We start from the raw sequence: 22,366 nt of genomic DNA on the forward strand, positions 1-22,366 counted from the left end.
TGGCTTCTCCAGACAGGATGTCATCATCCAGCATGATGACTATCGCTGATATCAGCCAGTTTCGCTGTGAAAATGTGAAATTTCCTGGCTGAGCACGGCGATGAGAATGCACTGAAAGTTGCCGGGATTAACACCTGCGATGATATCCCGGGGATATACTTCGGCTTCATGCGTCCAGGCGCTGTCGGCAGGGGCAAATTATGCTATTTTGCTCGCGTTTTCGTCAGGCTAAGGGTACAAGGTCGGATGATCCGGTTATCACCGCAGTAATACAGGCACAGGGATGCGATTAACCACAAAATTATCTGCGTTTATTACCTTTTTAAGTTTGCTGGCAATGTCGTTGATGCTGGCTGGCTGCGCATTAAGTGTTTTCTGGTTCAGCCATCAGCGGGTTGAGCATCGGGCGCAGGTGCTGGCGACGGAGGTCGATCAGGCGATGTTCACTGAGTCGCCTGCAGCGTTGCACGGCTGGCTTACGCGTATGATGCCGATAATGAATGCTGAGCAGATTTCTCTTCACGACGGCAAACAGACTTTTCTCACTCTCTCCCGACACGAAAATCAGATGCTGGAAGACGAGCCCAATCGTTTTTTTCAGGTCGATGTGCCTTTAATGCATCAAACCGGCTTACAGCTGCGGGTCGTTACCCTTGATCCTGCTAAAACCTGGCTACGTTCTATCACCGGAACTTACACGCTGGGCATTCTGTTTACCGTTGTGCTGGTGATGAGTCTGTTGTTGCTGATGATGCATCGCTGGCTCAGTCGGCAGTGGCGCGGCATGGAAAATTTTGAAGCACGGGCAGAGGCGATTATTAACGGTGAGCGTGGAATCATGCCAGACCGTGGTGCGGATGAGTGGCCTCCCAGGGCGAGCCGTGCCATGGATCTCTTGCTGGCGGATCTGCAGGAAGCGGGCGAACAGCGCCTGCGTATCGACACGCTAATCCGTACCTTTGCCGCACAGGACGGGCGTACCGGTCTTAATAACCGACTTTTCTTTGACAACCAGCTCGCGACTTTGCTGGAGGATCAGGAAAATGTCGGCACTCACGGTGTTGTGATGATGGTGCGTCTGCCCGATCTGGACACACTGAAAGACAGGCTGGAGCAGGGACTGGTTGAGGAGTACCTGTTTAATTTCGTCAACATGCTCTCTACTTTTGTGCTGCGCTACCCTGGCGCTTTACTGGCACGCTATTTCCGCAGTGATTTTGCCGTATTACTGCCGCATCGCAGCCTCAAAGAGGCTAACAGTATTGCTGATCAACTTATTAATGCTGTCGATTCTCTGCCGCCGATGCGCATGGTGAATCGTGATGATCTGATTCACATCGGTATCAGTGCCTGGCACAGCGGACAGACCGTGCCGCAGGTAATTGAAAATGCTGAAATGGCCACCCGACGAGCGGCACTGCTGGGCGGTAACAACTGGACTAACGGTGCTGGAAATCCTCAGGATGCCGGACGCGGAAGTGTGCGCTGGCGAACCTTGCTGGAGAACACACTCAGCCGGGGTGGCCCAAGGCTTTACCACAAACCCACCGTTAATATTGAAGGTAAAGTTCAGCATCGGGTGATGCTGACCCGCATCTTCGATGGCGATAAAGAGGTGCTGGCCGCAGAATATATGCCGCTGGTTCAGCAACTGGGGATGGCTGATGCCTGGGATCGCCAACTGATGACCCGCATTGCCGCACTCTCAGAACTCTGGCCGGAAGAGACGCTGGTCATCCCGGTGACAATAACCTCGCTCCTGCAGCGTCCATTTGTCGTCTGGCTACAGAATATGCTGTTGCAGTGTCCGAAAGCACAAAGAAAACGATTTTTATTTGAACTTGCCGAGGCAGATGTATGTCAACACATCAACCGTTTAGCGCCAGTATTCCGCGCACTTAAAGCCTTTGGCTGCCGGGTTGCCGTCAATCAGGCGGGTCTGACTGTGGTCAGCAGCGCCTATATACGACAGCTGCCGCTGGAACTGATCAAGCTTGATGCGGGTCTGGTCCGTAATATTGAGCGGCGAACAGAAAACCAGCTGTTTGTGCAGAGCCTGCTTGAAGTCTGTAAATGTACTGGCATTCAGGTGTTTGCAACGGGTGTTCGTACAAAGGCGGAGTGGCAGACATTAGTGGCGCTGGGTGTCGCAGGCGGACAGGGAGACTTTTTTGCCTCTTCGCTTCCGGTAAACAGTAACGTGAAGAAATATTCTCAACGTTACCGTATTTAATGAATTGCCGTCGTAACAACGACAATTTGCGGTTTTTTTAATGTTTAGCCGCATCTGAATCCCTGACCTTGCTGCCGGAAATGTTAGATTTTATGTCGGGCATGGCGCAGGGAAAACGCGGGAAAAGCAGTGCTGATGGCGTCTGGTCGGCATTCTGCTGTTGCAGATCGTCGGTTCAGATGACTTAAACGCAATCAGGCGTCTTTTTTCACCGAAGCAGAACGTTTTTGCGCCTTGTGGCAGCTTCGTGTGGTTGGTAAAGTAAGCGGATTTTATTTTCCGCCCCCAGCTTGCAGGATTATCCCTTAGTATGTTTAAAAAATTTCGTGGCATGTTTTCCAACGACTTGTCCATTGACCTGGGTACCGCGAATACCCTGATTTACGTAAAAGGACAGGGCATCGTGCTGAACGAGCCTTCCGTGGTCGCTATTCGACAGGACCGTGCCGGTTCGCCGAAAAGTGTCGCGGCCGTGGGTCATGACGCCAAACAGATGCTCGGCCGTACGCCAGGCAATATCGCAGCTATCCGCCCGATGAAAGATGGCGTTATCGCTGACTTCTTCGTGACCGAAAAAATGCTGCAACACTTCATCAAGCAGGTTCACAGCAACAGCTTTATGCGTCCCAGCCCACGTGTGCTGGTCTGCGTGCCCGTTGGCGCAACCCAGGTAGAACGCCGTGCGATTCGTGAATCGGCTCAGGGCGCAGGCGCGCGTGAAGTCTTTCTGATTGAAGAACCGATGGCTGCGGCGATTGGTGCAGGTCTGCCCGTTTCTGAAGCAACCGGTTCAATGGTCGTCGACATTGGTGGTGGTACAACAGAAGTGGCCGTGATCTCCCTGAACGGTGTGGTCTACTCCTCATCAGTCCGTATTGGTGGTGATCGCTTCGATGAAGCTATTATTAATTATGTGCGTCGTAACTACGGTTCACTGATTGGCGAAGCGACCGCAGAACGCATCAAGCATGAGATCGGTTCAGCGTACCCGGGCGATGAAGTCCGCGAAATTGAAGTCCGTGGTCGTAACCTGGCAGAGGGTGTACCGCGCGGCTTTACGCTAAACTCCAACGAAATTCTGGAAGCGCTGCAGGAGCCATTAACCGGCATCGTTAGCGCGGTGATGGTTGCCCTTGAGCAGTGTCCGCCTGAGCTGGCTTCAGATATCTCGGAACGTGGCATGGTGCTGACCGGTGGTGGTGCATTACTGCGTAACCTGGATCGCCTGCTGATGGAAGAGACGGGCATTCCGGTGGTGGTTGCTGAAGATCCGCTGACCTGTGTGGCTCGCGGTGGCGGCAAGGCGCTGGAAATGATCGACATGCATGGCGGCGATTTGTTCAGCGAAGAATAATTGCCTCAACCGGCTGCGAACGCAATGATCATGCGAGGGAGTGGCATGTGAACCGGCGATATCTGTGCCGGTACAGTGCGTTCAGCCCAGGGAAGCACGGTTTTTTGCCGTCGCTTCCTCTCCTGTTGTCGAGGATCACGCAGATTATATGAAGCCGATTTTTAGCAGGGGGCCTTCCCTGCAGTTGCGTCTTTTTCTGGCGGTAATTGTGGCGATTGCCATTATTATTGCCGACAGCCGTGTGGGTTCTTTTACCCAAATACGCAACTATCTGGATACGTCGGTCAGTCCGTTTTACTTCCTGGCCAATGGACCACGTCAGCTGTTGGATGGCGTGTCCGAGTCGCTGGCATCGCGTCAGCAACTGGAGCAGGAAAACAAAGCGTTACGTCGTGAACTCTTCCTGAAAAACAGTAACCTGCTAATGCTGGGGCAATATAAGCAGGAAAACGCACGTCTGCGTGAACTGCTGGGTTCACCGCTGCGTCAGGATGAGCAAAAGATGGTGACGCAGGTGATCTCCACCGGCACCGATCCTTACACCGACCAGGTTGTGATCGACAAAGGCAGCGTTAACGGTGTCTATGAAGGTCAGCCGGTCATCAGCGACAAAGGTGTGGTGGGTCAGGTCATCGCGGTCGGACAACTCACCAGCCGTGTTCTGCTGATCTGTGATGCATCTCATGCCCTGCCGATTCAGGTGCTGCGTAATGACATTCGTGTGATTGCCGCCGGCAACGGCTGTAATGAAGATCTTCAGCTTGAGCATCTGCCGGGTAATACTGACATTCGTGTCGGCGATGTGCTGGTGACGTCTGGCATTGGTGGTCGTTTCCCTGAAGGTTATCCGGTGGGTGTGGTTTCCTCTGTGAAAGTGGACACCCAGCGCGCTTACACGGTGATTCAGGCCCATCCGACCGCCGGTCTGCAGCGTCTGCGTTACCTGCTGTTGCTGTGGGGCGCTGACCGCAATGGCGATATGCCACTGCCGCAGGATGAGGTGCACCGCGTTGCGAACGAGCGTCTGATGCAGATGATGCCGCAGGTTTTACCGCCTGCCGGTGAAATGGGCCCGCCAGCGCCAGCCGCTCAGATGGGACCGCCTGCTCCGTCTGCCAGCAGCAGCGGACAGAGCAACTCCTCGCGTTCACGCGGGGGCCAGCCTTGAGTCGATATCGTAGCCAGGGACGCTGGGTCATCTGGCTCTCTTTCCTGGTTGCGTTAGTCCTGCAAATCATGCCGTGGCCGGAAGAGATTTATATGTTCCGGCCCTCATGGCTGCTACTGATCCTCATCTATTGGGTTCTCGCACTGCCACATCGGGTCAATGTCGGTACTGGATTTGTGCTGGGTGCCATCATGGATCTGGTTGCCGGATCGACGCTTGGCGTGCGTGCGCTGGCGCTCAGTATCATCGCCTACCTGATTGCCTTTAAGTTCCAGTTATTCCGCAACTTAGCGTTGTGGCAGCAAGCGTTAATGGTTATGGTGCTGTCACTGGCGATGGATGTGATTGTCTTCTGGGCAGAGTTCCTGGTAATCAACGTTTCATTCCGACCTGAAATTTTCTGGAGCAGTGTCGTCGACGGTATTCTCTGGCCCTGGCTATTCTTATTAATGAGAAAAATTCGTCGTCAGTTCGCTGTTCAATAAGGAAATTTATGGTAACCCTTTATCTTGCTTCCGGTTCACCGCGTCGTCGTGAGCTGTTAACTCAACTTGGCCTGACATTTGAGCGCATCGTGACTGACGTTGAAGAGCAACGTCAGCCAAATGAAGCGGCGGAAATTTATGTCCGCCGTCTGGCAAACGACAAAGCGCAGGCAGGTGTCAGACTGGCCGCGCAGGATCTGCCGGTGCTGGGCGCGGATACCATCGTGGTGCTGAATGGCGACGTGCTGGAAAAACCACGCGATGCCGCCCATGCCCACGCGATGCTGCGCAAACTCTCGGGCCATACACATCAGGTGATGACGGCGGTAGCGCTGGCCGACAGCCAGCAGGCGCTGGATTGCGTTGTGACCACTGATGTGACATTCCGCACCTTAACGGAGACCGACATCGACGACTATATCGCTACCGGCGAACCGATGGATAAAGCGGGTGCATACGGTATTCAGGGCAGGGGAGGAAACTTTGTCCGAAAAATTAATGGAAGCTACCATGCAGTGGTCGGATTACCTCTGGTTGAGACAGCGGAGCTGATCAGCCATTTCCAGTCACTGCGTGCTGTAAGAGGTCAACATGACGGCTGAATTACTGGTTAACGTCACGCCTTCTGAAACGCGTGTTGCCTATATTGACGGCGGCATCCTTCAGGAAATACATATTGAGCGTGAAGCGCGGCGCGGCATTGTTGGCAATATTTACAAAGGACGTGTCAGTCGTGTTCTGCCCGGCATGCAGGCCGCCTTTGTCGATATCGGTCTGGAAAAAGCGGCCTTTCTGCACGCCTCTGACATCATGCCGCATACTGAATGTGTGGCGGGCGACGAAAAGAAAAACTTCATCGTGCGTGATATCGCTGAGCTGGTGCGTCAGGGACAGGATCTGGTGGTTCAGGTCGTCAAGGATCCACTGGGTACTAAAGGTGCCCGGCTGACGACGGACATTACCCTGCCTTCGCGTTACCTGGTCTTTATGCCGGGCGCATCGCATGTTGGTGTCTCTCAGCGCATTGAGAGTGAGAAAGAGCGCGATCGGCTTAAAGCGGTGGTGGCTGACTACTGCGACGACCTCGGTGGCTTTATCATCCGCACCGCCGCAGAGGGAATTGGAGAAGAGGAGCTGGCGCAGGACGCGGCTTTTCTCAAACGTCTCTGGACCAAAGTCAGCGAACGTAAAAAGCGCAACCAGACCCGCTGCCTGCTTTACGGCGAGCTGGCGCTGGCCCAGCGTATTCTGCGTGATTTTGCCGGCGCTGCGCTGGATCGCATCCGGGTCGACTCCCGTCTGACCTGCGACATGCTGGTGGAATTTACCGGTGAATATATCCCGGAAATGGCCGGCAAGCTGGAGCTTTACAACGGTAAACAGCCTATTTTCGACCTGTTTGATGTCGAAAATGAGATTCAGCGTTCGCTGGATCGCAAAGTTGAACTAAAGTCAGGCGGATATCTGATCATCGATCAGACCGAAGCGATGACGACTATCGATATCAACACCGGTGCGTTTGTCGGCCATCGCAATCTGGATGAGACGATCTTTAATACCAATGTTGAGGCCACTCAGGCGATCGCGCGTCAGCTGCGACTGCGTAATCTGGGAGGCATTATCATTATCGACTTCATTGACATGAGCAATGAAGACCACCGGCGCCGGGTACTGCATTCGCTGGAAAGCGCACTCAGTAAAGATCGGGTTAAAACCGGTATCAATGGGTTCTCGACGTTGGGTCTGGTGGAAATGACGCGTAAGCGTACCCGTGAAAGCATTGAGCACGTTCTATGTCAGGATTGCCCGGTCTGCAAAGGGCGCGGCACGCTGAAAACCGTTGAAACGGTTTGCTATGAGATCATGCGTGAAATTGTCCGGGTTCACCACGCCTATGATTCTGACCGTTTCCTGGTCTATGTTTCACCGACGGTCGGTGAAGCGTTAAAAACCGACGAGTCTCATGCACTGGCTGAAGTTGAAATCTTTGTCGGCAAGCAGGTCAAAGTCCATGTCGAAGCGCTCTACACTCAGGAGCAGTTCGACGTGGTGATGATGTAACACCAGTCCGAATACCGGTTTCTTCGGAAATCGGGCTGAAAAATCGCCCTTGTTTGAGATAAAATGCGCGCTTTTAACGCTTTCATCTGAAGACGGTCGGGTATTAAGAACCAACTATCCGTCGTTTACGGAACACAAGGAGAGGCGTGCGTGAGGCAGTTGCCGAGGATTTTGTTATTGCTGGTCGCGGCAATCATCGTGATTGTCGCGCTGCTGGTCAGCGGATTGCGTCTGGTGATGCCGCATCTCGACAGCTATCGCAGCAACCTTCTGCAATTCATCTCTGACCGCACAGGTGTGCCGGTTAACGCCAGCCAGTTAGAGGGCAAGTGGGAGAACTTTGGCCCGACTCTGCAGGTACGCGATCTCAACGTTGATCTTAATGAGAACGGTAAACTCTCGATCAATCGCATCAACCTGGCGCTCGACGTCTGGCAATCCCTGCTGCACTGGCGCTGGCAGTTTCGCGATCTGACCTTCTGGCAGCTGCACCTCGAGACTAATCGTCCTTTACTCGACAACGACAAAGAGAAAAACAGCTTCCGTCCGGCGCAGATTAATGAACTCTTTCTGCGTCAGTTTGACCACTTCGACCTGCGGGATAGCACCATCCGTTTCCGCACCCCTTCCGGCCAGCATGCTGAACTGGCGATTCCGCGACTCTCCTGGGTCAACGAAGACAACCGCCACCGGGCCGAGGGTGAAGTCAGTCTGTCGAGCTTTACCGGCCAGCACGGCGTAGTTCAGGTGCGGCTCGATCTCAATGACAGCAACGGCGTACTCAATGATGGTCGCATCTGGATGCAGGCCGACGACGTCGACATGCGTCCATGGCTGGGCCGCTGGGTGCGCGATAACACCCGCCTGGACAGCGCCCGCTTCAGCCTGGCAGCCTGGGTCAACCTGCGTGATGGCGACATTTATGCCGGTGATCTGCTGCTGCGCAAGGGGGGCGCCAGCTGGCAGGGCGAGACCGGCCGACACCGCATAGACGTCGATGGGCTGACCGCGCATTTGTCACGCTTCCAGAATGGCTGGGTCGTCAATGTGCCGCACACGCGGCTCAGCACTGACGGCCAGTCATGGCCCGCCGGCCACTTCTCTCTGTTATGGCGTCCTGAGGATAAACAGCTGCTGGGGCCGGAAGGTCAGCCGGAAGTACGTGTTCGCGCGACACAACTGGTATTGAGCCATATTGCACCTATCGTTCCGCTGTTTGCGCCGCTCTCTCCGGCGCTGTTTGAAAACTGGCAGACGCTGCAGCCACAAGGCACCGTCGATGGCCTGGCGCTGGATATTCCCTTACAGCAGCCTGAAAAAACCCGCGTCCAGGTAAAGTGGCGTGATTTCAGCTGGCAGCACTGGAAATTGTTGCCGGGCATCAGCCATTTAAGCGGTGAAGCGCGCGGCAGCCTGAGCAATGGTCAGGTCAGTGTAGATATGGGGGCGGCAACCGTTCCCTATGGCGATATGTTCCAGGCCCCTTTAGAGATTAAGCGCGTGACCGGTGCGGTGCGGTGGCTGCGTGATGAACATGGCCTCACGCTGGCGGGTGAAAACCTTGACCTGCAGGCTCGCTCGCTCTGGGCGCGTGGGGATTTCAGCTATCAGCAGAATAGCGGTGGTGAACCCCGTCTGGATATTCTGGCCGGTATCCGGCTTACCGATGCGGGCGATGCCTGGCGCTACTTCCCGGTACCGCTGATGGGTAATAGCCTGACGCACTATCTGAGTGGGGCAGTGAAGGGTGGCAAGGTGGACAATGCCACGCTGCTGTTTGCAGGTAACCCGGCGCTGTTCCCGTTCAAGCACAATGATGGCATGTTCCAGGTCTGGGTGCCGCTTCGCCAGGCGACCTATGCGTTTCAGCCCAAATGGCCGGCGTTGAGCAATCTCGATATTGACCTTAACTTCCTGAACGACGGTCTGTGGATGAAAGCACCCATTGCCCGACTGGGCGAGGTGGACGCGCATAATGTCACGGCGGTGATCCCGGACTATCTTAAAGAAAAACTGATCATCGACGGGGATATCAGCGGCGAAGGTCCGCAGATCGCTGACTATTTCGATCAGACGCCGCTGAAACCTTCATTGGGTGCCGCGCTGTCGGAGCTGGAAATCAAAGGCCGCGTCGGTGGCCATCTGAATCTGGATATTCCACTGGATGGAGAGCAGGTGCACGCCCGCGGCAATGTCGATCTGAACAATAATTCACTGTTTATCAAGCCGTTAAAAACCACGATCAACAACCTTTCAGGCCGCTTCCGTTACGATAATGGCAATCTGGAGAGTGAGGATCTGCGGGCAAACTGGTTTGGTCAGCCGATGGGCGTCCGTTTCAGCACCAAAGAGAACCCGGACGACTTTGGCGTGAACGTCAAACTTCAGGGCGACTGGCAACCCGCTAAAATCAGCGAGGTCCCGGCAGCTGTCAGTAAGCAACTGGGCGGGCATCTCCCCTGGCAGGGCGACGTGAATATCACGCTGCCCCATCATGGCGGGGCGCGTTATGACGTGGTACTGAACGGTAATGCCAAAGAAGTAAGTAGTCACTTACCTGCACCGCTCGATAAAAATGCCGGTGAGGCAATGCCGATTGCCATTCAGGCCAGCGGTGACCTGAACCATTTCGATCTCAGTGGCAGCATTGATGAAGACCACCGTTTTAACAGCCGCTGGTTGCTGGAGCCGACGTTGCGTGTTGACCGCGGCATCTGGCTGAATGATGCCCGGAAAACGCCGGCTCTGCCCGATCATGCTGGCATGGTGCTGAACCTGCCTGCGCTGGATGGCGAGGCCTGGGTGGCGATGATGGCTGCCGGAGGTTCTTCCGGGACACGTGCATCAGGCGGCGGTAGCGATTTCCAGACGGGTGGCGTCACGCTGCCGGGTAACATCACGCTGCGCAGTCCGGCAGTCACGCTGGCCGGGCAGCAATGGCATGATGTTGAGGCGACGCTGGCGCAGGGTTCAGGCGGCAATAGCCAGGTCAGCGTCAAGGCGAAAGAGTTGCGTGGTGCGCTGCTAATGGCACCTAAAGCGCCGTGGCAAGTGAACCTGGATTACCTCTACTACAATCCGCAGTGGGGCAATGATGCAGGTGATGCTGATAAAGGCAGCAAAGCGCCTCCTCAGCAAGCCAAAAACATTAATTTCAGCCAGTGGCCCGCCCTGCAATTACGCTGTAAAGAATGCTGGGTGCTCGGCCAGAAATATGGTCAGGTATCCGCGGCGCTGCAACCTGAAGGAGATAAGTTAGCGCTTACTAATGGTAAAGTGGATACCGGCAGTTCGCAGCTTAAAATTAACGGTGAGTGGATTAACCGTCCCGATGACCAGCGTACCTCTCTGAAGGGGACGCTTAAAGGCCCGAATATCAATAACGCGACCAACTGGTTTGGTGTCAACACGCCGCTGCGCGATGCGCCATTTGATATTTCTTACGACCTGCACTGGCGCTCTGCCCCCTGGCAGCCCTCCGCAGAGACGCTGAGCGGTACCCTGAAGACCCACTTTGGCAAAGGCCAGATTGCGGATGTCAACACAGGCACAGCGGGAAAAATCCTGCGACTGGTGAGCTTTGATGCGCTGCTGCGCAAGCTGCGCTTCGACTTCAGCGACACCTTTACCAACTCGTTCTATTTCGATTCGATTAACGGCACCGCCTGGATCGAAAACGGCAGGATGCGCACCGATAACCTGCTGGTGGATGGGCTGGAAGCCGATATCGCCATGCAGGGCAATCTCGACCTGGTAAAACGTCAGATTGACATGGAAGCGGTGGTGGCGCCGGAAATATCCGCTTCAGTCGGCGTGGCAACCGCCTTTGCCATCAATCCGGTGATTGGTGCCGCGGTGTTTGCCGCCAGTAAAGTTCTGGGACCCCTTTGGAACAAGATATCGCTGCTGCGTTATCACATCAGTGGCCCACTGGATAAGCCGGAAATCAATGAAGTACTGCGTAAACCGCGTGAAACTGACAACAAGTGAATTTGACGCCGTACCGGAATTACCGCAGGCTATGATTATCTGAGCACATAATGAGTGAGAAACGATGACTCTGAACCTGGTAAGTGAGCAGTTACTGACTGCTAACGGCATTAATCAGCAGGACCTATTTTCCCTGTTAGGGCAGCTTTCAGAACGTCGTCTGGATTATGCCGATCTCTATTTTCAATCCAGCTTTCACGAATCCTGGGTGCTGGAAGATAAAATTATTAAAGATGGCTCATACCATATCGATCAGGGTGTGGGCGTTCGCGCGGTCAGTGGTGAGAAAACCGGCTTCGCCTATGCAGACCAGATCACACTGAATGCACTGCGTCTCTCCTCTGAAGCGGCACGTAGCATCGTACGTGAACAGGGAAATGGCAAGGCACATACGCTCTCTGCCGTAATGAACCGTTCGCTCTATTCTGCGGTCGATCCGCTGAGCAGCCTGACACGTGAAGATAAAATTGCCCTGCTGCATCGCGTTGATAAAGTGGCCCGTGCGGCTGACCCGCGCGTGCAGGAAGTCAATGCCAGCCTGACCGGTGTTTACGAGCAGGTGCTGGTGGCCGCGACTGACGGCACACTGGCGGCTGACGTTCGTCCGCTGGTTCGCCTCTCTATCAGCGTTCAGGTTGAAGATCAGGGCAAGCGTGAACGCGGCGCAAGCGGCGGCGGTGCGCGTACCGGTTATACGTTCTTCCTTGAAGATGAAAATGGCGAAGTGCGCGCTGATGCCTGGGCGCGTGAAGCGGTGCGCATGGCGTTGGTTAATCTCTCTGCTGTAGCGGCACCTGCCGGCGCATTGCCGGTGGTGCTGGGTGCGGGCTGGCCTGGCGTCCTGTTGCATGAAGCAGTTGGTCACGGTCTGGAAGGCGACTTTAACCGCCGTGGCACCTCAGTGTTCAGCGGTAAAATCGGTCAGCAGGTTGCGTCTGAACTCTGTACCGTGGTGGATGACGGCACCCTTGAAGGGCTGCGCGGTTCACTGGCGGTGGATGATGAAGGTGTTCCCGGCCAGTACAACATGCTGATTGAGAATGGTGTGCTGAAAGGCTACATGCAGGACAAGCTCAATGCGCGACTGATGGGCGTCAGCCCGACCGGTAACGGACGCCGCGAATCCTACGCCCATCTGCCGATGCCGCGCATGACCAACACCTACATGCTGGCAGGCAAATCATCACCGCAGGATATTATTGAAAGCGTTGAGTACGGCATCTATGCGCCAAACTTTGGGGGCGGTCAGGTGGATATCACCTCCGGCAAATTTGTCTTCTCAACCTCAGAGGCTTATCTGATTGAGAACGGCAAAATCACCAAACCGGTCAAAGGTGCCACGCTGATTGGCTCCGGCATTGAAGCGATGCAGCAGATCTCGATGGTGGGTAACGACCTGGCGCTGGATAAAGGCGTGGGCGTCTGCGGTAAAGAGGGCCAGAGCCTGCCGGTCGGTGTCGGTCAGCCTACGCTGAAGCTGGATAAACTGACCATCGGCGGCACCGCCTGATGTGACCTCAACAACCCGCCACCTGGCGGGTTGTTAGCTTTTACGGTGCTGCTGATACTGTTCAGCCACCTGTTCAAAATAGCCGGTCAGGTAATCGATACAAACCTGCACCTTAAGCGGCAACTTATCTTTCTCGGTATAGAGTGCGTAGACCGGCCGCGGATCGGACTGATACTGCGGAAAAAGAATATCGATCTCACCCGCGTTGATCTCATTAATCACCCACATCATTGGCACATAGGCGATGCCATTGCCCGACTTCAGCCAGCGGATTAGCGTCAGTGAATCATTCGTCACGAACCGTCCCTGCGGTGACAGGCGGGTCACCAGGCCTTCCGGCGCAATCAGCTCGAAATTGTTGTCGGGCCGTACGCTATATTCCAGCCAGGAAAAATTATCGATGTCAGCTGGTTTCTCGGGCGTGCCATGCTGCGTCAGATAGCTTTTTGCAGCGCACACCACCATTGGCATGGCACCAAGACGACGTGAAAAGAGGCTGGAGTCTTTTAGTGCGCCCACCCGAATCACCAGATCCAGACCATCCGCAATCAAATCCGGCGCCGGTACACCGGTAACCAGATTCACACTCAGTCCCGGGTACTCCCGCAGCATGTCGCTGGTCATGCCGGCTAACACATTCTGCGCCATGGTTGAGGAGCTGCCGATTCGCAGCTCGCCAATGGGCGTGTTGTTAAACGCGTAGAGCTGCTCGTGCACCTGCGTCGCTTCGGCCAGCATACGGCGACAACCCTGATAATAGATTTTACCCGCTTCGGTCAGCCCGATACTGCGGGTGCTGCGATTCAGCAGCTTAACCTGCAATGCATCTTCCAGTTTCGCGACAATCTGGCTAATTGATGAGACGCTAAGATGAAGCTGGCGTGCCGCGGCGGTAAACGAACCCAGTTCGACCACTCTGGCGAAGACAGACATGCCTTTCAGTCGTTCCATTATTTACTCTGGCTTAAAAGTGATTTAGATCACATTCTGTAGAAAACGTATAGTCAGGCGCGTTACTATATGCGCGCCGGGGTATTTCCCGGTGATTCTTCATTGCCTGATACCCTTCGATGATACGCTATTATTAAGCCAGCTGCGGTTCGGATAGCGCTGCCAGATGGGTTTCCCGCGAAATCTGAAAAGGCAAAGGAGTATCCCGGCAAGGTCGAACTAAGGATTTTTGATGAGTGTGCTTCCGGTATTTGTCATGTTTGGGCTCTCTTTTCCGCCCGTTTTCATCGAACTTATTATTTCACTGATGCTGTTCTGGTTAGTGAAACGTGTGCTCACGCCGAGCGGTATCTACGATCTTGTCTGGCATCCGGCACTTTTTAATACAGCGCTTTACTGCTGTGTGTTTTACCTTGTCTCCCGTTTATTAGTCTGAGGTTGAAGTGAAAGCACTCATAAGAAAAATCGCGCGCTACGCGATCACTATTCTGCTGGTCATCATCGCTGTGGTAATCATTTTCCGCGCCTGGGTGTTCTACACCGAATCGCCCTGGACCCGGGATGCACGTTTCGCGGCAGACGTGGTGGCGATTTCGCCTGACGTCACCGGCCTCATTACCGATGTTCCGGTACACGACAATCAGCTGGTTAAAAAGGGCGATACGCTGTTTGTGGTTGATCGGCCGCGCTATCAGAAAGCGCTTGATCAGGCACAGGCGGATGTTGAGTACTATCAGGCACTGGTGAGTGAGAAACGTCGCGAAGCCGGACGACGAAATCAGCTTGGCACCTCCGCGATGTCGCGCGAGGCTATCGAGCAATCCAATAACGATCTGCAAACCAGCGAGCATCAGCTGGCGAAATCGGTGGCAACACGCGATCTGGCGGCGATTGACCTTGAACGCACCACTGTAAAAGCGCCATCCGACGGCTGGGTCACTAACCTTAATGTCTACCAGGGTGAGTTTATTACCCGCGGTTCTGTGGCAGTAGCGCTGGTTCAGCAGCACTCCTTCTATGTACTGGCTTACCTGGAAGAGACCAAACTGCACGGTGTTGAGAAGGGTTACCGCGCGGAAGTTACGCCGCTTGGCAGCAACATTGTATTGCGTGGCACGGTCGATAGTGTGGCGGCTGGCGTGACCAATAGCAGCAGCTCGGTCGACAGTAAAGGTATGGCAACAGTGGACTCCAACCTGGAGTGGGTCCGTTTGGCGCAGCGTGTGCCTGTGCGAATTCGGCTGGATGACCAGCCAGGTAATCGCTTCCCGGCAGGAACCACGGCAACGGTGGTGATAACGGGCCAGGTCGATCGTCAGCCTGAACAGGTGTCACCGATGATCCGACTGTTTAATCGCCTGCGTGAGTTTGGTTAAGAGGGCGATATGATCCAGTTTCTGCGTTTCCCGGTAAAACTCACCTTTGCGCTGGTATTAGCGCTGATGGTGGGGTTCCACCTGAACCTTGAAACGCCACGCTGGGCAGTGATGACCGCCGGGATCGTGGCGGGCGGCACCGCGTTTGCGGCCGGTGGTGATCCCTATTCCGGGGCGCTGCGTTATCGCGGTGTTTTGCGTATTATCGGGACATTCATTGGGTGTATTGCCGCGCTGACCATCATGATTGCCACCGTTCGTGCGCCGGTCGTGATGCTGCTGCTGTGCTGCATCTGGGCAGGGCTCTGCGTCTGGCTCTCGTCGCTGATCAAAGTTGAAAACTCTTACGCACTGGGACTGGCGGGCTACACGGCGCTCATTATTGTGGTCACGGCCAACGCCAGCGGCGGTCTGACACTGGTACCGCAATACGCCGTTGAGCGTTGCAGTGAAATCGTTCTCGGTATTTTGTGTGCCATTCTGGCCGACATGATCTTCTCGCCACGTTCAATCAAAAAAGTGATCGACGCCGAAGTGGATTCGCTGCTGGTGGCGCATTATCACCTGCTGCAACTCTGCGTCGCACATGGTGATAAAGAAGAGGTCGACAAAGCATGGGGAGCCCTGGTGCGTCGCACTTCAGCCCTGAACAGCATGCGCAGCCAGCTGATGATGGAGTCGTCACGCTGGAAGAACAGTCACCGCCGTTTGCAGATGCTGAACACGTTGTCGCTGACGCTGATTACGCAGGCTGCTGAAACCTTCCTCATTCAGAATTCTCGCCCTGACTACATTCCGCCTCAATATCGTTTGATGGTTGAAAAGCCCGCGTCGACGGTTGAAGAGGTGCACAAGCGGATGAAAGTGATGCGGCGGGTGATCGGTGCCAGTGGCAAATCGACGCCGGTCACGCTGGCCAGTTGGGTTAGCACTGCCACCGAATATCTCCTGCTGCTCAATGGTATCAAAAGCAACAGCCGAATCACCTCGCTGGAAGAGGAGATTTTACAGCGGGAAGTGGTGATTCAGGCGCGTTCCGCTGAAACACATCATGCGATGATCAACGGTATTCGTACCTTCGTTGCGACTGCGCTGGGTTCACTGTTCTGGCTTTATACCGGCTGGACCTCAGGCAGTGGCTGTATGGTGATGCTGGCGGTAATCACCGCACTGGCAATGCGTATGCCTAATCCACTGATGATGGCCAAAGATTTTCTCTACGGCATGACAGTCGCGGTTCCGCTGGGTGCGCTCTACTTTATGTATGTTCTCCCTGCTACTCAGCAGAGCGCATTGCTGCTCTGCATCGCAATTGGCGTGCTGGGCTTTATCGCTGGCATCTTTATTCAGCGGCGTCAGATCGGCACGCTGGGCGCCTTAATTGGTACTCTCAACGTCGTGGTTCTTGATAATCCGATGCAATTTCACACCAATGTCTTTCTGGACAACGTGCTCGGACAGGTTATCGGCTGCTTTGTGGCGATGATGGTGATCCTGTTAATTCGTGATAAATCAAAGGCGCGTACCGGACGCAAGCTGCTGAATCGCTTTATGTATGCGGCCGTCTCCGCCATGACCACCAATCAGGCGCGGCGACGTGAAAACCATTTGCCAGCGCTCTATCAGCAACTGTTTTTGCTGCTGAATCTGTTTCCAGGCGATATCAATAAATATCGCATCGCGCTGACACTGATCATTGGCCATCAGCGCTTACGTGATGCAGACGTGCCGGTTAACGCAGACCTCTCTGCGTATCACCGACAACTGCGTTACACCGCAGATCGGGTGATCTCCGCCAGCAGCGACGACAAGCGCCGTTACTACTTTGAGCGTCTGCTGAAGGAGCTGGATGTCTATCAGGAGAAACTGGTCCATTACGATGCACCCGTCAGCGTAACAGAACCCGTAAAACGACTGGCGATGATGCTGGATAAGTATCAGAACACGCTCATCCAAATCTGAAACTGGCCGCTGTCACCTGCAGCGGCCGGCGCAATCCCCGCCCGACACAAAATCTGTCGCTTTTGCCAACTATACTCTTCAGACGGAAGCGTAAAACTGACAGGAGCGAATCAATGAAATCACTGCAAGAGAGCGAACTGTTCCGGACCGGCTATTTAGCGGACGGTCAGTGGCATCAGGCTGCCTCCACTTTTGACGTCACTAACCCGGCAACCGGTGAGGTGATTGCGCAGGTTGCAAAAGCAGGGAAAGCTGAAACGGAACAGGCAATCGCCGCCGCAGAACGTGCCTTTCCTGCCTGGCGGGCGAAGACGGCGAAAGAGCGCGCTGACATTCTTACTCGCTGGTATCAGTTGATCATTGAGAATAAGCGCTGGCTTGGACAGCTAATGACGACCGAACAAGGCAAGCCCCTGAAAGAGGCGGAAGGGGAAGTCGAGTATGCCGCCAGTTTTATCCAGTGGTTTGCCGAGCAGGCGAAACGAGCTAATGGAGAGATCATTCCACCCGCAAAACCAGGCTCCCGTATTCTGGCCACTCGCGAGCCGATTGGCGTAGTGGCTGCCATCACGCCGTGGAATTTTCCGATGGCAATGCTGACCCGCAAACTGGGCCCGGCTCTGGCAGCAGGCTGTACCGGCATTATTAAACCCGCCAACAACACGCCACTTTCCGCCTTTGCCTTGCTGGCACTGGCGAAGCAGGCAGGCGTGCCAGATGGCGTACTGAACGCGGTCGCGGGTGATACTCATGCTATCAGCGATGCAATCATGGCCAGCAAAGGGGTGCGCAAAATCTCGTTTACCGGCTCTACCCAGGTGGGCAAGCTGCTGATGCGCAATGCCGCCGAAACCATGAAAAAAGTATCGATGGAGCTTGGCGGGAATGCCCCTTATATCGTGTTCGACGATGCCGACATTGAGGCTGCCGTTCAGGGTGCGATTGCCAACAAATTTCGCAATGCGGGCCAGGTGTGCGTCAGCGTTAATCGCTTTTACATTCACAACGCCGTCTATGACCGCTTCACACAACAACTGGCCGCCGAAGTGAACGCGCTGAAGGTGGGCAACGGGATGGAAGAGGGCGTCATTGTCGGCCCCTTAATTGAAGCATCAGCAGTGGAGAAGGTTGAGCAACACGTTAAAGACGCGGTAGCGAAAGGTGGCAAATTACTGGCGGGCGGCGAACGTCATGCACTGGGCGGCAACTTCTGGCAGCCGACCGTAATTACCGAGGCACACGAAGGTATGCAACTCGCCCAGGAAGAGACGTTTGGTCCGGTGGCCGCCTGTTTCCGCTTTGATGACGAAGAGGATGTCATCCGCCGGGCCAACGATACGCCGTTTGGTCTTGCCGCTTACTTTTACACTCAAAATCTGCAACGGGTGTTCCGTGTTTCAGCGGCGCTGGAAAGTGGCATGATCGGTATTAATGAATGTGCTGTTTCAACCGAGCTGGCACCCTTTGGTGGTGTTAAAGAGTCGGGTCTGGGTCGGGAAGGCTCGGTACTTGGCATGGAGGAGTATCTGGAGGTCAAAGCGCTGCATCTGGGCGGCTTGGACTAGCGGACATGAACGGGGGCGGCAAAGGCCGCCCGCAGACGGAGCATGGGAGCCGTCAGCATGAAAATCGAGCGTTTTGATTTTAATGAAATTGTCGATCAGGCCCATTTTTTCCGCCAGTTCAGCGAGCGTTTTACGCTGGAGGAACGCCGCATCTGCGACCTGGATGGATTATGGGATGTCGTGACGAGCGATCTGTTACCCATGCCACTGGAGATTGAATTTATAAATCTCGGCAGGGGACAGCGGCGTCGCTATGGTGCGCTGATTCTGTTATTTGATGAAGCGGAAGAGGAGCTGGAAGGCAGGCTGCACTTTAACGTCAGATAAAAAAAGGCCCCGGCGAGCGGGGCCAAAGGGTTCGTCATAAATCTGACGAGGAATTACTTATAAAGCTGTGCGGTGATGTGGTAGTTATCACCCGTGCGCGCTTCAATGACTTTATAGGCGCTGGCACCTTGTTCATCCGCTTTCTGTGAAAGCGCTGCACGGTAATCCATTGGTGCACCCGCGGTTCCACTGATGCTTACGGTGCCCGCAGGCTGCAGGTTCTGCGTCTGATCGCCGGTTACCAGCTGCGCAGCAGATGCGCCAAACGCCATAACGGAAAGCAGACTGACTGTAGCGATGGTTGTTTTGATATTCATGATTATCTCCTCAATACAATCAACAACCTGCGGTTACTCATAAAGGCGGGTCGTCGATATTTTCATGCGCCTTCAGGCGCCATCACGGTTAATTATTTATAAAGCTCAGCGGTGACATGCCAGGTGTTATCCTGGTTGTTTTCGATGATGCGATAGTGGCTTGCACCCTGTGCGTCCGCTTTCTCAGACAGGACCTGACGGACATGCGTCTGGTCACCGTTGCGTCCACCAATACTGATGGTCTGATTCATTGATTGCAGGCCCTGTGCCTGCTCATTGGACACCAGGCTTGCAGCACTGGCACCTACTGAGAACAGTGAAGCCAGACTCAGTGCGGCAATCGCTAATTTCGTTTTCATGGTCAAATCTCCTGAATTATTTGCTTCACTCCGGAGCGCAAAGGGCGCGTCAGACGGAGAACCACTGGCATTATCGGGCTACGCCTTAGTTATATAGTGCGGCGGTAGCGTGATAATTGCCGTTGTTGTAAGCCTCAATCACGCGATAGGCTTTTGCGCCCTGCTGATCGGCTTTGTCACTGAGTTGCTGCTTAATATCCATCGGTGAACCGGCAACGCCGCTGACACTGATGGTGCCGACTGCCTGCAGATCCTGTGCCTGAGAGGCATCGATAGATTCTGCGGCAACTGCACCAAATGAAAGGGCAGAGAGAATGCTCAGGGCAGCGATGGTAGTTTTTACGTTCATAGATATTTCCTCGTCGTCTATTTTTATCTTTTTAGTTAGTGTGATTTGCATCACGAAAAGAAGTATAGAACTAATAACGACAGAAATTAATACTCCGCTAATAATGTTTTTTTGTGATTCTTTATCCTTATGGCTACTTTTAATAACTTAACGTTATAAAAACGGGTTAAAAAGTAGCCTTTGAGGGTTTTATAATCACAAAAACAGTGAGATAGATCACTTTAACGTTTAGTGCGAAAGTTGGCGGGGATTGGACTGGAGTTTGATCTGGATCCGGGCAATGTTACCGGATCGGTGATGTAAAGCAGTGTAAAATAGCGCAAATAGTGAAGCAGAGTAAGCGATATGTCTGACGGTCAGGCGCATGAAAGCGGGCTTATGACATATTAAGCAGCGGAACAGTGTGATGTAACACGGTGAGAAGAGAAAACAAACTGACGACCTGGCACGGGAGTGCAGGCCGTCAGTCAGCAATCACAGTTCCTGTTCAAACAGGTTCAGGATTGCGCTGTGCAGTTGCTTAACCGTGAAGTCGCGCGCACGGGTGATAAAGATCGTGTCATCGCCAGCAATGGTGCCAAGAATTCCTTCCGACTTACCCAGTGAATCCAGCAGGCGTGCAATCAGCTGTGCTGCGCCCGGGCTGGTATGAATTACCACCAGGGCATCGTTGTAGTCGATATCCAGTACCAGGTTTTTTAACGGACTTGTCGTGGTCGGCACACCCAGCTCAGCAGGCAGGCAATAGACCATCTCCATCTTGGCATTGCGGGTGCGCACAGCGCCAAACTTGGTTAGCATGCGCGAGACTTTGGACTGATTGATATTTTCAAAGCCCTGATCCTGAAGCGCCTGAACAATTTCGCCCTGGGAACTGAATTTTTCTTCTTTTAATAAGGCTTTAAAAGCCTTGATCAGATCGTCTTGTTTCGATGGGTTTCGCATAGGTTACCAATAAATAGAGAGAATAACCGCGCAGCCGCCTGCGGCAGAGTGGTGATTATGCATTTTAATGCATTTTTATGCAATCGGTCGATTGATGAGCAGGGTTCGGGCGGCTAGCGGGCGGCGATAATAGCAAATAAATACGCTCAGACCAAAACCCCCGTCACAGCCCCGGAAGGCGAAGGTTGCAAAGTTGTTATATTATTGGTGGTGTAGTAACAGAAATAGCAACAGAAAACGCTCACAGCCGTTCTCTGTCTGACGACGGCAAAGTTGTCGGTCATTCAGGCGCAATGATAAGTAACTTTTGAATCCGGCGATTAACTGTGAAAACACGTAGAATTAACAGCGGATATTTATCATCGCCTGAGCAGTTGATTAAGGTCTGACACAGATAGAATTTCGGCCCATCTCTGCCCCACCTTAATAAGGAGTTAAGAATGAAAGTTGCCGTTCTCGGTGCCGCTGGCGGCATAGGCCAGGCGCTCGCACTTCTGCTCAAAACCCAGCTTCCCGCAGGTTCAGAACTCTCACTGTATGACATCGCGCCGGTTACACCGGGCGTTGCCGTCGATCTCAGCCATATTCCTACTGCAGTGTCTATCCAGGGGTTCAGTGGAGAAGATGCCACCCCCGCCTTACAAGGTGCAGATGTGGTACTGATTTCCGCGGGTGTCGCACGTAAACCTGGTATGGATCGCGCAGACCTGTTTAACGTTAACGCTGGTATTGTTCGGAACCTGATCGAACAGGTCGCTACCACGGCGCCTGAAGCATTGATTGGTGTTATTACCAATCCGGTTAACACCACCGTTGCGATTGCGGCAGAAGTGCTGAAAAAGCATGGCGTTTACGACAAAAATCGCCTGTTCGGTGTCACCACACTGGACATCATCCGTGCCAATACCTTCGTGGCAGCGCTGAAAGGCAAACAGCCAGATCAGATTGAAGTACCGGTCATTGGCGGTCACTCTGGTGTAACCATTCTGCCGCTCCTGTCGCAGGTCAAAGGTGTCAGCTTCAGCGATCAGGAAGTGGCTGATCTGACCAAACGCATTCAGAACGCCGGTACCGAAGTGGTGGAAGCCAAAGCGGGTGGCGGTTCGGCCACGCTGTCGATGGGCCAGGCAGCTGCACGTTTCGGTTTATCACTGGTTCGTGCACTGAAGGGTGAGGCGAATGTGGTGGAGTGTGCTTACGTGGAAGGTGAGGGTGAACATGCCCGCTTCTTCTCTCAGCCATTGCTGTTAGGTAAAAACGGCATTGCTGAACGCATGCCAATTGGTACTCTCAGCGCGTTCGAACAGCAGGCGCTGTCAGGCATGCTGGACACGCTGAAGAAAGATATCGCTCAGGGCGAAGAGTTCGTTAAGCAGTAACTGACGGCTCAGAGTTGTAATAACGCCCGGCTTTG

At 54.1% G+C, this 22,366-nt stretch carries 19 protein-coding genes; 14 read left to right on the top strand and 5 right to left on the bottom strand.

From position 1 onward, the window contains the following. The first annotated feature begins 283 nt into the window (after positions 1 to 283). The 8 genes from csrD to tldD all read left to right on the top strand — a co-directional run bounded on the left by csrD (position 284) and on the right by tldD (position 12,801). Entirely contained in the window at positions 284 to 2,233 is a 1,950-nt protein-coding gene (gene csrD, locus Q7C21_RS21305) for an RNase E specificity factor CsrD (RefSeq protein ID WP_003855254.1), read from the top strand. Positions 2,234 to 2,543: 310 nt separating this feature from the next. Further along, the gene (mreB, locus tag Q7C21_RS21310; protein ID WP_003855260.1) at positions 2,544 to 3,587 is read left to right on the top strand and encodes a rod shape-determining protein MreB; all 1,044 of its coding nucleotides are present in this window, start codon (positions 2,544 to 2,546) and stop codon (positions 3,585 to 3,587) included. 148 nt (positions 3,588 to 3,735) lie between these two features. Then, on the top strand, positions 3,736 to 4,755 hold the full coding sequence (gene mreC, locus Q7C21_RS21315) for a rod shape-determining protein MreC (protein WP_003855263.1): 1,020 nt from the start codon (positions 3,736 to 3,738) through the stop codon (positions 4,753 to 4,755). Continuing rightward, a complete protein-coding gene (gene mreD, locus Q7C21_RS21320) occupies positions 4,752 to 5,240 on the top strand; it encodes a rod shape-determining protein MreD (protein ID WP_003855265.1) in 489 nt (162 codons plus the stop codon). The genes mreC and mreD overlap by 4 nt, the downstream gene beginning before the upstream one ends. An 8-nt stretch (positions 5,241 to 5,248) precedes the next feature. Next, a complete protein-coding gene (locus Q7C21_RS21325; RefSeq protein WP_003855266.1) occupies positions 5,249 to 5,842 on the top strand; it encodes a nucleoside triphosphate pyrophosphatase in 594 nt (197 codons plus the stop codon). Next, positions 5,832 to 7,301, top strand: a complete 1,470-nt coding sequence (gene rng / locus Q7C21_RS21330; RefSeq protein ID WP_008925811.1) for a ribonuclease G — start codon at positions 5,832 to 5,834, stop codon at positions 7,299 to 7,301. Before Q7C21_RS21325 ends, rng begins: the two co-directional genes overlap by 11 nt. A gap of 150 nt (positions 7,302 to 7,451) precedes the next feature. Then, positions 7,452 to 11,291, top strand: a complete 3,840-nt coding sequence (yhdP, locus tag Q7C21_RS21335) for an AsmA2 domain-containing protein YhdP (RefSeq protein WP_375151082.1) — start codon at positions 7,452 to 7,454, stop codon at positions 11,289 to 11,291. 64 nt (positions 11,292 to 11,355) lie between these two features. After that, the gene (gene tldD, locus Q7C21_RS21340) at positions 11,356 to 12,801 is read left to right on the top strand and encodes a metalloprotease TldD (RefSeq protein ID WP_008925809.1); all 1,446 of its coding nucleotides are present in this window, start codon (positions 11,356 to 11,358) and stop codon (positions 12,799 to 12,801) included. Positions 12,802 to 12,834: 33 nt separating this feature from the next. Here the strand turns inward: tldD and aaeR are convergent, their stop codons facing one another. Next, positions 12,835 to 13,752, bottom strand: coding sequence for an HTH-type transcriptional activator AaeR (gene aaeR / locus Q7C21_RS21345; protein ID WP_003855274.1), 918 nt, complete (start codon positions 13,750 to 13,752; stop codon positions 12,835 to 12,837). Positions 13,753 to 13,984: 232 nt separating this feature from the next. Here aaeR and aaeX point away from each other — a divergent pair, with 232 nt between their 5' ends. The 5 genes from aaeX to Q7C21_RS21370 all read left to right on the top strand — a co-directional run bounded on the left by aaeX (position 13,985) and on the right by Q7C21_RS21370 (position 18,982). Then, on the top strand, positions 13,985 to 14,188 hold the full coding sequence (aaeX, locus tag Q7C21_RS21350; protein ID WP_003855277.1) for a p-hydroxybenzoic acid efflux pump operon protein AaeX: 204 nt from the start codon (positions 13,985 to 13,987) through the stop codon (positions 14,186 to 14,188). Between the two features lie 7 nt (positions 14,189 to 14,195). Continuing rightward, complete coding sequence (gene aaeA, locus Q7C21_RS21355) at positions 14,196 to 15,128, top strand: p-hydroxybenzoic acid efflux pump subunit AaeA (protein ID WP_008925808.1); 933 nt, start codon at positions 14,196 to 14,198, stop codon at positions 15,126 to 15,128. A gap of 9 nt (positions 15,129 to 15,137) precedes the next feature. Next, positions 15,138 to 17,090: a p-hydroxybenzoic acid efflux pump subunit AaeB gene (aaeB, locus tag Q7C21_RS21360; RefSeq protein ID WP_039659442.1), complete on the top strand. Its 1,953-nt coding sequence runs from the start codon at positions 15,138 to 15,140 to the stop codon at positions 17,088 to 17,090. Positions 17,091 to 17,203: 113 nt separating this feature from the next. Continuing rightward, entirely contained in the window at positions 17,204 to 18,655 is a 1,452-nt protein-coding gene (locus Q7C21_RS21365; RefSeq protein WP_003855282.1) for an NAD-dependent succinate-semialdehyde dehydrogenase, read from the top strand. Between the two features lie 57 nt (positions 18,656 to 18,712). Further along, a complete protein-coding gene (locus tag Q7C21_RS21370; RefSeq protein WP_003855285.1) occupies positions 18,713 to 18,982 on the top strand; it encodes a hypothetical protein in 270 nt (89 codons plus the stop codon). Between the two features lie 53 nt (positions 18,983 to 19,035). Here Q7C21_RS21370 and yhcN (Q7C21_RS21375) read toward each other — a convergent pair whose 3' ends face one another. From yhcN (Q7C21_RS21375) to argR, 4 genes are all read right to left on the bottom strand, one after another. Next, entirely contained in the window at positions 19,036 to 19,299 is a 264-nt protein-coding gene (gene yhcN / locus Q7C21_RS21375; RefSeq protein ID WP_003855286.1) for a peroxide/acid stress response protein YhcN, read from the bottom strand. A 92-nt stretch (positions 19,300 to 19,391) separates the two neighbouring features. Next, positions 19,392 to 19,658, bottom strand: a complete 267-nt coding sequence (locus Q7C21_RS21380) for a YdgH/BhsA/McbA-like domain containing protein (RefSeq protein ID WP_003855289.1) — start codon at positions 19,656 to 19,658, stop codon at positions 19,392 to 19,394. Between the two features lie 85 nt (positions 19,659 to 19,743). After that, positions 19,744 to 20,007 carry a peroxide/acid stress response protein YhcN gene (gene yhcN, locus Q7C21_RS21385; RefSeq protein ID WP_003855290.1) on the bottom strand — a complete coding sequence of 88 codons (264 nt, stop codon included), beginning with the start codon at positions 20,005 to 20,007 and terminating at the stop codon, positions 19,744 to 19,746. Positions 20,008 to 20,481: 474 nt separating this feature from the next. Next, the gene (gene argR, locus Q7C21_RS21390) at positions 20,482 to 20,952 is read right to left on the bottom strand and encodes a transcriptional regulator ArgR (RefSeq protein WP_003855293.1); all 471 of its coding nucleotides are present in this window, start codon (positions 20,950 to 20,952) and stop codon (positions 20,482 to 20,484) included. 440 nt (positions 20,953 to 21,392) lie between these two features. Here argR and mdh point away from each other — a divergent pair, with 440 nt between their 5' ends. After that, the gene (gene mdh / locus Q7C21_RS21395) at positions 21,393 to 22,331 is read left to right on the top strand and encodes a malate dehydrogenase (RefSeq protein WP_003855294.1); all 939 of its coding nucleotides are present in this window, start codon (positions 21,393 to 21,395) and stop codon (positions 22,329 to 22,331) included. Positions 22,332 to 22,366: the final 35 nt, after the last annotated feature.

This window comes from Pantoea sp. ANP04, from assembly GCF_041982285.1.
GTDB lineage: Bacteria > Pseudomonadota > Gammaproteobacteria > Enterobacterales > Enterobacteriaceae > Pantoea > Pantoea eucalypti.

Coding starts and splice junctions, on each gene's coding strand:
- csrD (WP_003855254.1), top strand. CDS start 284: ATGCGATTAACCACAAAATTATCTGCGTTTATTACCTTTTTAAGTTTG.
- mreB (WP_003855260.1), top strand. CDS start 2,544: ATGTTTAAAAAATTTCGTGGCATGTTTTCCAACGACTTGTCCATTGAC.
- mreC (WP_003855263.1), top strand. CDS start 3,736: ATGAAGCCGATTTTTAGCAGGGGGCCTTCCCTGCAGTTGCGTCTTTTT.
- Q7C21_RS21325 (WP_003855266.1), top strand. CDS start 5,249: ATGGTAACCCTTTATCTTGCTTCCGGTTCACCGCGTCGTCGTGAGCTG.
- rng (WP_008925811.1), top strand. CDS start 5,832: ATGACGGCTGAATTACTGGTTAACGTCACGCCTTCTGAAACGCGTGTT.
- tldD (WP_008925809.1), top strand. CDS start 11,356: ATGACTCTGAACCTGGTAAGTGAGCAGTTACTGACTGCTAACGGCATT.
- aaeR (WP_003855274.1), bottom strand. CDS start 13,752: ATGGAACGACTGAAAGGCATGTCTGTCTTCGCCAGAGTGGTCGAACTG.
- aaeX (WP_003855277.1), top strand. CDS start 13,985: ATGAGTGTGCTTCCGGTATTTGTCATGTTTGGGCTCTCTTTTCCGCCC.
- aaeB (WP_039659442.1), top strand. CDS start 15,138: ATGATCCAGTTTCTGCGTTTCCCGGTAAAACTCACCTTTGCGCTGGTA.
- Q7C21_RS21365 (WP_003855282.1), top strand. CDS start 17,204: ATGAAATCACTGCAAGAGAGCGAACTGTTCCGGACCGGCTATTTAGCG.
- Q7C21_RS21370 (WP_003855285.1), top strand. CDS start 18,713: ATGAAAATCGAGCGTTTTGATTTTAATGAAATTGTCGATCAGGCCCAT.
- yhcN (WP_003855286.1), bottom strand. CDS start 19,299: ATGAATATCAAAACAACCATCGCTACAGTCAGTCTGCTTTCCGTTATG.
- Q7C21_RS21380 (WP_003855289.1), bottom strand. CDS start 19,658: ATGAAAACGAAATTAGCGATTGCCGCACTGAGTCTGGCTTCACTGTTC.
- yhcN (WP_003855290.1), bottom strand. CDS start 20,007: ATGAACGTAAAAACTACCATCGCTGCCCTGAGCATTCTCTCTGCCCTT.
- argR (WP_003855293.1), bottom strand. CDS start 20,952: ATGCGAAACCCATCGAAACAAGACGATCTGATCAAGGCTTTTAAAGCC.
- mdh (WP_003855294.1), top strand. CDS start 21,393: ATGAAAGTTGCCGTTCTCGGTGCCGCTGGCGGCATAGGCCAGGCGCTC.